The sequence below is a fragment of the Caulobacter sp. GW822-FHT01G02 genome, from assembly GCF_058802865.1.
Genome location: NZ_JBXAON010000010.1, coordinates 120,305 through 127,717 on the forward strand (window position 1 = coordinate 120,305; position 7,413 = coordinate 127,717).

Annotated in this window: 7 protein-coding genes; 3 read left to right on the plus strand and 4 right to left on the minus strand. The window is 68.0% G+C overall.

Features of this window, described 5'->3' with window-relative positions; translation table 11 throughout:
• From AC1RNC_RS24385 to AC1RNC_RS24395, 3 genes are read left to right on the plus strand one after another with little or no spacing between them, the layout of a single operon-like run.
• Positions 1–1,035: an alpha/beta hydrolase family protein gene (locus AC1RNC_RS24385; RefSeq protein WP_492888605.1), complete on the plus strand. Its 1,035-nt coding sequence runs from the start codon at positions 1–3 to the stop codon at positions 1,033–1,035.
• Positions 1,032–2,510: a sulfatase-like hydrolase/transferase gene (locus tag AC1RNC_RS24390; RefSeq protein WP_492888606.1), complete on the plus strand. Its 1,479-nt coding sequence runs from the start codon at positions 1,032–1,034 to the stop codon at positions 2,508–2,510. Before AC1RNC_RS24385 ends, AC1RNC_RS24390 begins: the two co-directional genes overlap by 4 nt.
• A gap of 47 nt (positions 2,511–2,557) precedes the next feature.
• Positions 2,558–3,856, plus strand: coding sequence for a hypothetical protein (locus AC1RNC_RS24395; protein WP_492888607.1), 1,299 nt, complete (start codon positions 2,558–2,560; stop codon positions 3,854–3,856).
• Positions 3,857–3,956: 100 nt separating this feature from the next.
• Here the strand turns inward: AC1RNC_RS24395 and AC1RNC_RS24400 are convergent, their stop codons facing one another.
• The 4 genes from AC1RNC_RS24400 to AC1RNC_RS24415 form a co-directional block, all read right to left on the minus strand.
• The gene (locus tag AC1RNC_RS24400; RefSeq protein WP_492888608.1) at positions 3,957–4,658 is read right to left on the minus strand and encodes a haloacid dehalogenase-like hydrolase; all 702 of its coding nucleotides are present in this window, start codon (positions 4,656–4,658) and stop codon (positions 3,957–3,959) included.
• Positions 4,655–5,506 (minus strand): lysophospholipid acyltransferase family protein, encoded by an 852-nt coding sequence (locus AC1RNC_RS24405; protein ID WP_492888609.1) that lies wholly within the window; start codon positions 5,504–5,506, stop codon positions 4,655–4,657. The genes AC1RNC_RS24400 and AC1RNC_RS24405 overlap by 4 nt, the downstream gene beginning before the upstream one ends.
• Positions 5,503–6,135 (minus strand): GNAT family N-acetyltransferase, encoded by a 633-nt coding sequence (locus AC1RNC_RS24410; protein WP_492888610.1) that lies wholly within the window; start codon positions 6,133–6,135, stop codon positions 5,503–5,505. The genes AC1RNC_RS24405 and AC1RNC_RS24410 overlap by 4 nt, the downstream gene beginning before the upstream one ends.
• Before the next feature lie 127 nt (positions 6,136–6,262).
• Positions 6,263–7,291, minus strand: a complete 1,029-nt coding sequence (locus AC1RNC_RS24415; protein ID WP_492888611.1) for an AraC family transcriptional regulator — start codon at positions 7,289–7,291, stop codon at positions 6,263–6,265.
• Positions 7,292–7,413 lie beyond the last annotated feature (122 nt).

Below are 7,413 nucleotides of genomic sequence, written 5' to 3' on the forward strand. Positions count from 1 at the left end.
ATGAGCCAGAGGCGATGGGCCGGAGCGGTCGCGGCGGGTCTCGCCCTCCTTGCCAGCTCGCCGGAATCCGCCGCCGCGAGCCCCGCGCCGGCCGTCGCGCCCGCCAAGGCGACTATCGTCTACGGCGAATGGACCGATCCCGCGCGCGGCGGCCGCAAGGTGCCCTACAAGCTCTACGCGCCGACCGGGGTGGGGCCCTTCGGCCTGATTGTCCATTCCCACGGCCTGGGCGGCTCCCGGGAGGGCTCGACCTACATCCTGCAGGCGGTCGCCGAGGCGGGCTTCGTTGTGGCGGCCTTGCAGCATCCCGGCTCGGACGCTTCGATCCTGGCCGGCGCGCGGCCTGGAGAGGAGGCCAGCCTGCTGGGCAAGCTCTCTCCCGACGCGGGGGCCAATCGTTTCGCCGATATTCCGTTCGCCCTTGATGAACTGACGAAAATGAACGCGCCGGGAGGCGAACTCGCTGGCAAGCTGGATCTTTCGCGGGTCGGCATGAGCGGCCATTCGTTCGGCGCGCTGGCCACCCTGGTTGCGGTCGGTCAACGCCTGCCGGGCGCTCCGCCAGATGCTTTCCGGGAGCCGAGGATCAAGGCGGCTGTCGTCTACAGCCCGAACAAGGCCAGGCAGGGTGGCTCCGACACCGCTTTCAGCTCGATCCGCACGCCGATGCTGCACTTCACCGGCACGCAGGATCGAACGCCGCTGGATCTGGAAAAGACCCCATGGGAGCGCACGATCCCGTTCCAGAAAATCACCGGCGCCGACCAGTTCCTGATCGTTCTGCGCGACGGCGACCACGGCGTCTTTACGGGGCGGCGGCAGATGATGGGCGTCGCCAAGCCCACTGACGCGGCCCAGATGGCTGTCATCGTCGAGCAGACCCTGACCTTCTGGCGCGCCTATCTGAACGGCGACGTCCAGGCGGCCAAGGCGCTCTGCGACCTGCCCGCCACGCTCGCGTCTTCCGGCGAGGCCTATGTCAGGGCCAAGGCCTGCGGCGCGCCCACGCCCATCAGACCCGTGGAGGCCCCATGAAGCGCTGGATCGTTGCGCTCGCCGCCTGCTTCGTGGGCCTCGCCACCACCGGCTTCTCGCAGCCCGGCGTCAGACCGCGGCCGCCCAATGTCATCGTCATCCTCACCGACGACCTCGGCTATGGCGATCTTGGCGTCTATGGCGGAAAGGTCATCCCAACGCCCCATATCGACGCGCTGGCGACCTCGGGCGTGCGGTTCACCGACGCCTATGCGACGGCCGCCGTCTGCGCGCCCTCGCGCGCGGGGCTGATCACCGGACGTCACCAGGCTCGCTATGGCTTCGAATTCAATCCCGTTGGGCGCGACGAGCAAGCCGGCGCGCCGGTCAGTGAAGCGAGTATCGCCCAGGTCATGAAATCGGCCGGCTACGCCACGGCCATGGTCGGCAAGTGGCATATCGGCCAGGCGGGCGGCTTCCATCCCCTGGACCGGGGGTTCGACAGCTTCTTCGGCTTCCTGGGCGGCGCGGCCAGCTATTTCAAGGATCCGGCGGAAAGCGGGCTTCAAGCCGACACCGGCGCCGACGGGGCCATGACGCGCGCGCGCTTTCCGATCGTGCGGGGGCGTGAGGTGGTCGAGCAGGGTGGCTATCTGACCGACGTCTTCACCGACGAGGCCGTCGGCTTCATTCGGGCCCATCGTCGCCAGCCCTTCTTCCTCTACCTGGCCTACAACGCGCCTCACACCCCGCTCCAGGCTCCCAAGGCCTATACCGACCGCTTCGCCCACATCACCTCGCCCCATCAGCGGCTCTACGCGGCCATGGTCGCCTCGCTGGACGACAACGTCGGGCGGTTGCGCCAGGCTCTGGCCGAGGAAGGGCTGGAGCGGGACACGGTCATCTTCTTCCTGAGCGACAACGGCTGCCCCAACTATATTCGCGGCGCCTGCTCCAACGCGCCCCTGTCCGGCTACAAGGCCTTTCCTTGGGAAGGCGGCGTGCGGGTGCCGTTCATGGTCTCCGCCCCTGGGCGCATCGTGCCGGGCCTGGTGTCGAGCCGGCCGATTTCGACGCTGGACATCCTGCCCACCGCGGCGCGCCTTGCCGGCGTCAAGGCGCCCAGCGGCGTCGAGGGGCGTGACATCGCCTCGGCCCTGGCCCCGACCGCTGGGATTGTCGAGCGTCCGCTCTTCTGGCGCATGGGACCCAACCACGCCGTGCGCGAAGGACGCTGGAAGCTTCTGGTCGTCAACAAGTCCGACACGGTCGATGACATGAGCAATGTCCTGGGCTCCCCAACCCCCGACGGCGTCAAGGCGACGGTCTCGCCGCTGGGCCAGTGGACGCTTCTCTTCGACGTCGTCCACGATCCTGGCGAAAAGCACGATCTGGCTAGCGCCCATCCCGAGGTGGTCGCCCGGCTGTCGCGCGACTTCGCGACTTGGGACAAGAATAATGTCGAGCCGATGTTCACCAGTCGCCGACAGTTCCGGTCTGAGGTCGACGGCCGCAAGGTGCAGCTGTTCAACTGATCTAAGGTGGGCCCGCGGAAACAAGCCTGCGCTGAAGGAGACCAGCCATGACGCCGACGCGTCGATCCCTGCTCACGGCGCCCCTCGCCGGAACCCTGGCGGCCAGCCTTCCGGATGGCGCCGAGGCTTTTGCGTCCGCGGGGTCTTTGTCGGCGGCGGACTTGCTCGAGCGGTATGTGGCCTTTGGCGGCAAGGCCAGTGGCGGGCCAGGCGACATCGCCTGTGGGAATTGGATGACGGAATGGCTCGCCGCGCGCGGCTTCTCTGTCGAGCGCCTCGCCTTCGACGCGCCGTTCTTCGAGGTCGAGGACGCCTGGCTCCAGGTTGGCCAGGCGCGGGCGAGCGTCATTCCGCAGGCGATCGTATCGCAGACCGGGCCTAACGGGATCGAAGGGCAGGTCCTGGTCCGCGAACCCGAGGATGCGGGCGCCCCCGCGCACGGCGCCATCGTCGTCATTCGATTGCCGTACGGACGCTGGAGCAGCGCGGCCGCGCCGGCCGTGCGAGGGCCGGTCGAGGCGGCCCTGCGAGCCGGCGCCCTTGCTGTCGTTCTCGTGACCTACGGGCCCAGCGGCGAGGCTCTGGCGCTGAACGCCGATGGCGGCGCGCCGATGTTCGCCGCGCCCGTGGCCGTGCTCGCGCCCAAGGACGCGCCAGCCTTGATCAAGGCGGCGGGGTCCGGGGAGAAAGGCAGGCTGCTGATCACCGGCCAGGGCGGCCGTAGAGAGGCGTTCAATCTGATCGGGCGCAAGGACAGCGGCAAAGGCCGATGGCTGGTGGTCTCCACCCCGCGTTCGGGCTGGTTCACCTGCGCTGGTGAGCGGGGACCTGGCGTCGCCGTCTGGATGATGCTGGCTGACTGGGCCAGCCGCGCGAGCCTGCCCGTAAATCTTGCCTTCGTGTGCAACAGCGGTCACGAATATGAGAACCTCGGAGCCGAGCACCTTCTGCGTAAGGCCGCCCCGTCGCCAGACCAGACCCATCTGTGGCTTCATCTCGGAGCGAATGTCGCCGCTCGAGACTGGCATGAGTTCGGTGGACGACTGGCGCCGCTGCCCAGCGCCGATCCTCAGCGTTTCCTGCTCGCTAGCCCGGAACTCGTCGCGCCATGCCGAGCGGCCTTCCAAGGCTTGCCGGGTTTAGAGGCGGTCTACCCGCTGGGAGCGGGCGCGGCTGGAGAACTCGCCCATGTCGCCGCGGCCGGCTATCGGCGACTGGTCGGTATCTTCGGCGCTCATCGCTTTCATCACGCCCAGAGCGACGATGGACGGTGCGTGGACGCCCACCTGGCGGAGACGGCGTTTCAGGCCGCGCGCCGCCTGCTGGACGATATGCCTCCGCGCTAGGCTGATGAGGTCGAGTTTCCGGATCCGCGCCAGCGGCGGCAATTGGCGCGACGCCGGACATTGGGACCATCACGCCCGGGCGGCCTATAGTCGATGAGCTCTATCGGGAAATTCGAAGTAAGAGGTCCACGATCATGGGCTCAAGATCGTCGATCGCCCCCGCGCGCCGTGCGAGGTCGCCGTCGGCGGTCGCGCCGTGGCCGTAATAGCTTGCCGAGACGAAACCCTGGGCCAGGCCGCGGGCGTGGATGGCCAAGTCGCTGGCTCCGTCGCCGACCATCACCGTGGGTCCGCTCATAGCGCCGGTACGACGCCATCGCCGGACCAGGGCGGTCTTGTCGGCGGAAGTCAGCAGAGCCCAGTCGCCCACGCCCACGGCCTGTCTTCCGATCCAGCGCAGGCGGTTGGCGGCGACGGTCTCGGCAGGAAAGCCGCAGGCGGCCCCGATCGGTCCTAACCAGTCGTGGAATGCGGCCGACGCAATGAACAGCCGGACACCCTGGCCGCGCAACGATCGGAACAGGGGGCGGAACGGCGTGATCCGGTCCAGCGCCCCGCCGATATAGTCGTCGATCGCTTCTCGCTGGATCGACAACAGGGCCCCTAGCAGTATCAGCGGATCTTCCGGGCGGGCGGCGCCGGCCATGAGCCGCTGCGAGCGGGCCTGCAGGGCCGCTATCCTGGCCTCCCCATCGTGGCGACGGCGAAGATTGAGCATGAGCACTTCCCGCAAGCTCTCCTCGGGAACCAGAGTCTGGTCATAGTCGAAGATGACATTGCAGCCGCGGAGCGAGCGGCTCACGTCTCGCCACGCCTCAGCCGAGCGCGCAGCGCGTGCTTGTCCCGTGGCCGCCAGTCGGTGGCGGCGGCGCCCAGGCGGTCGGCGATCGCCTGCTGGACGCGCTTGGCGAAAGCGGTCTTGGACTCGTCGCGCCCGCGCGCCAGCCGGGGCAGGTAGTCCAGCTTGAACGTCACGGTGGGCATGGCCAGCAGGCGCAGGAAGTTGGCCGGCTTGGACGACAACAGCGGATCGGCGTTCAGGCCAAATGGCGTGGTCAGGCGCAAGGCCGTCGGTACGACTGGGAACCCGCGGGCCAGAAAACTCGGCTGGAACTGGAACAGGCCCTGCTGGTTGCCGATAGTCTCTTCCGGCGACACGTAGAGGCTGGTTCCGGAGGGATGCTTGCGCCAAGCCGCGATGTGGCGGGCCAGCGCCTTGCGGTCGGCGACACGCCACAGCTGCGCGCCTGAGCCGCGCGCCAGCGGCATGACGGTCGCCCGGCCCAGCGCGCCGCCGTCCTGGGCGATAGCGATACAGGCCTGGGGCTGTCCGCACACCGCCAGCAGGTCGAATACGCTGACATGGTTGAGGGCGACCACGCAGCCGTCTGTCAAACGGGCCACCTCCTCGCGGGGAAGGTTGCCGATGACGCGCACGCCCATCGCCCGGCGGATCAGAGGAAACAGCCGCGAGGAAACGCTCGGCGGCGCCACCATGGCCAGCGGCGCGGCCACGATCGCCAGCGCCAGCCGGCTGGCCGCCAGGGCGATCCCGAAGGGCCAATACCATAAGGGCGGGCTTGCTCCGGCGCGCCACGTCTCCAGGTCGCACAGGCGACTTAACGGAACCTCGGGGGGCGGGCGCGTCATGCCAAGGTCACCGGGGGGCTGATAGCCGGGGGCGCGTCCTGTCCGGCGGCGCCGACCGCATGGGCGAAGATCCGCTGGCGGTTACGCTGCAGCCCGGACAGGAACATGGCGCGGGTGACGTCAATGCGCAGGTGGGGACCAAACGGGGTGTCGCAGACGACGCCATAGCTATCGTCGACGCCCAGATAATTGCGGTTCAGCCGGATCGCCATCGTGTGGTTCAAGTTGGTCAAGGTGTGGATTTGATCGAAGCCCAGCTTCAGGAAGCCGTACTCCAGGGCCAGATGCGCCGCCGCTATCGGCGCCCTTGAGCGCCACAGCTTGGGAAAAAAGCGCTGGCCGAAATTGATGCCGTATTCCTTTTGCGCGAAGCCCGAATAGCCCAGGAACGCGCCGGTCGCCTCGCGCCTGACCGCCCAGCGTGACCAGCCACGCGCCTGAAGTTCCAGATTGAAAGTGTCGACCTCGCTGGCGGCCTGCTCGAACGATCGAGGCTTTCCATCCGAAATGAAGGCCATCACGCGCGGGTCCGACACCAGCCTGGCGTAGTCGTTCCGGGCGTCGTCGTCCCAATCGCACAGGCAAACGCCATCACGGCGGGTGTAGGTTTGGGACCCGGAAATGCTCATCGATCTTTGCCCTGAACGCTTGCTCAGGCGCGGAAGGAAAGGAGCTATGGGGGAAAGGAAAGTGAACGTCGGGCGCCTGGGGCTCAATGTGCGGCGGGGCGCAATTTCGCCTGGCGATTTGTGCGTTCTAGCGCAGCTCGGCGATCCAGCGCCGCCAGTCGGCGGGCGAGCTGGCGTCGAGCATGGGCGCGCGTGTGGCCGCCAGGCTGCGGAACTCGCGTGGAGTCATTCCGTAGAGGCCGCGGAACGCCGATACGAAGCTGGACCGGTGGGTGAAGCCGTGGGCCTCTGATATGCTGGCGATCGTCTCGCACCGGGCCTCCGGCTCGGCCAGCCGCGCGCGCACGGCATGCAGCCGACGCTGCCGGACATAGCCGGAAAATCCGCCCAACTCCCTGAACAGGTAGTAGAGCTTGCGCTCGGATATGCCGAACCGGCTGGCGACCGCTTCGGCCGTAAGCGAGCGGTCTGTCAGCTGGGTTTGGAGGCAGTGGCAAATCTGTTCCAGCAGACACTGGTTGGCGCTCGTCGCCGAGGTGTCATCGATCTGGCCGTTGATCGTGGCCGCGGCCAGCTCCACGGTGGGACGCACCAGGCTGGCGGCCTGGCTGCGCGTCAGGGACGGGGCCAGTTCGATCAGCATCCGCAAGTGCCCAAGCAGCAGGGCGACGAGGGGCTCTTCTCGACGCAGCACGGTCAGATGGAGGGTGTCAGGGGCTGTGAGCAGGGGCGCCAGCAAACGCCTGGGAATGAAGAGGTTGAGGTTTTCGAAGTCGCTGGCCGCGGTGGCCAGCGGCTGGGCAAGGTCGATGATCAGCAAGTCCCCGGGCCTGGTCCAGGCATCCGAGGCGCTGTCGCGCTGTCCACAGGCGCCCTCGACGTAGAATTGCAGCAGATAGTTCGAAAGCCCATCGCGGGCGGTTCGATAGCGAGACCGGTCGAAGGCCTGGGCGGTCGACCGACTGCGTCCGAGCAGCAGCTGATCTAGCGCGTAGCCGCCGGCCTGGCCTTGGAAGTGGTCTACGTCGCCACCGATCCGGACATCGAACATCACGCTGAGGGCCTGGGCCCAGCGCACCGTGGCCTCCCGGATCGACATGCCGTGCGAGTCGAAGAACGAACCTTGAACTTTCTCTTCTGGATTCTGTTGGCTCATGTCTCGCCTCAACGCGAAAAGCAGCGCTTTGTCCAGACCGGCGGCGGGGGGGGGGGGGGGGGGGGGGGGGGGGGGGGGGGGGGGGGGGGGGGGGGGGGGGGGGGGGGGGGGGGGGGGGGGGG

Coding starts and splice junctions, on each gene's coding strand:
- AC1RNC_RS24385 (WP_492888605.1), top strand. CDS start 1: ATGAGCCAGAGGCGATGGGCCGGAGCGGTCGCGGCGGGTCTCGCCCTC.
- AC1RNC_RS24390 (WP_492888606.1), top strand. CDS start 1,032: ATGAAGCGCTGGATCGTTGCGCTCGCCGCCTGCTTCGTGGGCCTCGCC.
- AC1RNC_RS24395 (WP_492888607.1), top strand. CDS start 2,558: ATGACGCCGACGCGTCGATCCCTGCTCACGGCGCCCCTCGCCGGAACC.
- AC1RNC_RS24405 (WP_492888609.1), bottom strand. CDS start 5,506: ATGACGCGCCCGCCCCCCGAGGTTCCGTTAAGTCGCCTGTGCGACCTG.
- AC1RNC_RS24410 (WP_492888610.1), bottom strand. CDS start 6,135: ATGAGCATTTCCGGGTCCCAAACCTACACCCGCCGTGATGGCGTTTGC.
- AC1RNC_RS24415 (WP_492888611.1), bottom strand. CDS start 7,291: ATGAGCCAACAGAATCCAGAAGAGAAAGTTCAAGGTTCGTTCTTCGAC.